The 681-nt window shown below is 51.7% G+C and carries 2 protein-coding genes; one reads left to right on the top strand and one right to left on the bottom strand.

Going from position 1 to position 681, the window contains the following annotated elements:
* Nucleotides 1-93: 93 nt before the first annotated feature.
* Nucleotides 94-294: a mercuric transporter MerT family protein gene (locus tag IT781_RS22100; protein ID WP_194972317.1), complete on the bottom strand. Its 201-nt coding sequence runs from the start codon at nucleotides 292-294 to the stop codon at nucleotides 94-96.
* Between the two features lie 66 nt (nucleotides 295-360).
* Here IT781_RS22100 and IT781_RS22095 point away from each other — a divergent pair.
* Nucleotides 361-681 (top strand): MerR family transcriptional regulator (locus tag IT781_RS22095; RefSeq protein WP_194972316.1); only part of this gene is annotated, 321 nt, incomplete at its 3' end.

The following is a 681-nucleotide window of genomic DNA, read 5'->3' as shown; positions in this document are numbered from 1 at the left end:
ATAAAGGGACGGTTACACTCCAAAAAATGAAGCGTTGCTTGCGGATAACTTCATCGTCAGCGCAGGGCCGACCAGGCTCGCAGAGGTGGCTTGTCAATAGAGCTTGCAAAAAGTCAGGCCAATAAAAAGCAATGCCACGCCCATGAACACCGGGCGTACCGGCTCAAAGGCCGTCAGCGTTGCCATCCAGGTCCCGCCAATGCCAAGGCTCAGCAGTACCAAAGGACCGACACAACATAAGCTAGCGCCTATCCCGGCTAGAACGCTCGCAATTAAGGTTTGGTTGGAGTTCATGATGAATACCTCTTTTCTAGCGATGCTGGTATTATAGGCACCGTACCTATGTACAGAGACAAGCCCATGACACAAAAAAGCTTTACGATTGGCACACTGGCGAAACAAGCCAGCGTGAATGTCGAAACGATCCGTTTTTATCAACGACATGGCTTGCTGGCGGAGCCTGTCAAGCCACTCAAGGGCATCCGGCATTACGCCGAACAAGACGTGCAGCGCGTGCGATTTATTAAGGAAGGCCAGAAACTGGGCTTTTCGCTCGATGAGGTTGCAGAATTATTGAGTCTTGAGGAAGGTCGGCGTTGCCAGGAAGCCAAAGACATTGCGCTAAAAAAGCTGGCTCTGATCCGTGAACGCATTGAAGGCTTACGCATGATGGAGGCGGCC

Source organism: Methylobacter sp. BlB1 (assembly GCF_015476545.1).
Classification (GTDB): Bacteria; Pseudomonadota; Gammaproteobacteria; order Methylococcales; family Methylomonadaceae; genus Methylobacter.
This window is presented reverse-complemented; position numbering and strand designations above follow the sequence as displayed.

What these genes read in the sequence shown, in the direction of transcription:
- IT781_RS22100 (WP_194972317.1), bottom strand. Translation starts at nt 294, where the DNA reads ATGAACTCCAACCAAACCTTAATTGCGAGCGTTCTAGCCGGGATAGGC.